The 1217-nt window shown below is 65.1% G+C and carries 1 protein-coding gene; it reads right to left on the bottom strand.

Annotated elements, in window-relative coordinates:
- Positions 1-1193, bottom strand: a 1193-nt coding sequence (locus tag DWW73_RS10025; protein ID WP_117779483.1) for an arginine deiminase, incomplete at its 3' end; no start/stop codon positions are given.
- Positions 1194-1217: the final 24 nt, after the last annotated feature.

The raw sequence follows: 1217 nt of genomic DNA, 5'->3' as shown, positions 1-1217 counted from the left end.
CGGCCGCGGGAGAGCTCGGCGGAGGGCACGACGAGAAGGTCCAGGCCCTCCTTGTACAGCACGTCGTTGGTGACGGTGTTGCGCGCGTAGACGCAGATCTTGCCGGGCTCGACGCACAGGGTGTTGGAGCCGTCGTTCCACTGCTCGCGGGAGGCCGCGATCGGGTCGCCGCCGCCGCAGGGGATCAGCTTGACCTGGTCGACGCCGGTGGCGTCCTCCAGGACGTGCTCGAGGGTGTCCTCGATCAGGCGGATGTTCACGTCGCCCGGGTTCTTGCCGGCGGTCAGCTCGTAGACGCGCAGGGTGCCCATGATGGCGGGGTGGATCGTGAACTTATCGACGTCGATCTGGGTGAAGACCGTGTCGAGGTGCATGAAGGCGCGCGAGACCGGGATGTCGAAGGCCAGGATGCGCTCGACCTTGGAGTCGGAGTTCCAGAAGATGTTCTGGGCCATGACGTCGATCGCGGCGGCCTGGGTGCGCTGGGAGATGCCGACGGCGAGGGTCTTCTCGTTGATGTTCAGCACGTCGCCGCCCTCGGTGTGGAACTGGCAGTCGCGGCGGAAGTACAGGGAGACGTCCTTGTAGTCGGGGTGGTACTTGAAGACGTACTTGCCGTACAGGGTCTCGCGGTTGCGGGTGACCGAGTACATGCGGTTGAGGTTGACGCCCTCGCCGACGACCGCGAACGGGTCGCGGGTGAAGTAGAGGTTGGGCATCGGGTCGATGATCAGGTCGGACTCGGACTCGGAGTTGACCAGGGAGTCGAGGGTCGTGGACGCCGTGAGGGGCATGTCGATCTCGGCCTTGGTCATGCCGGCCATGGTCTTCTTGACGAACTCGAGGTTGTCCTCGATGGAGTCCAGCTTCTCGCGGACGATCTGCGGCATCTGCTGGCCGCGGATGCCTGCCTCGGCGATGTACTGGTCGGTGAACTCGGCGCGGGCGCCGGGGACCTGGTCGAACACCTCTGCGACGAGGTTCTCGAGGTAGAGCACCTCCACGCCCTGGTCCTTAAGGATCTGGGCGAAGGTGTCGTGCTCCTGCTGCGCGACCTCCAGGAACGGGACGTCGTCGAACAGGAGTCGCTCGAGCTCGTCGGGCGGCAGGTTGAGGAGCTCGTCGCCGGGACGGTGCAGGCAGACCTTCCTGAGCTTGCCGATCTCGGAAGGCACGTGCAGACCTTTCGTCATGGCCTCCTACCTTTCTTTCGGGCC

The organism is Collinsella sp. AF16-8 (genome assembly GCF_003462695.1).
Classification (GTDB): Bacteria; Actinomycetota; Coriobacteriia; order Coriobacteriales; family Coriobacteriaceae; genus Collinsella.
The sequence above is the reverse complement of the archived record's forward strand: the minus strand, read 5'-3'. Positions and strand labels throughout refer to the sequence as shown.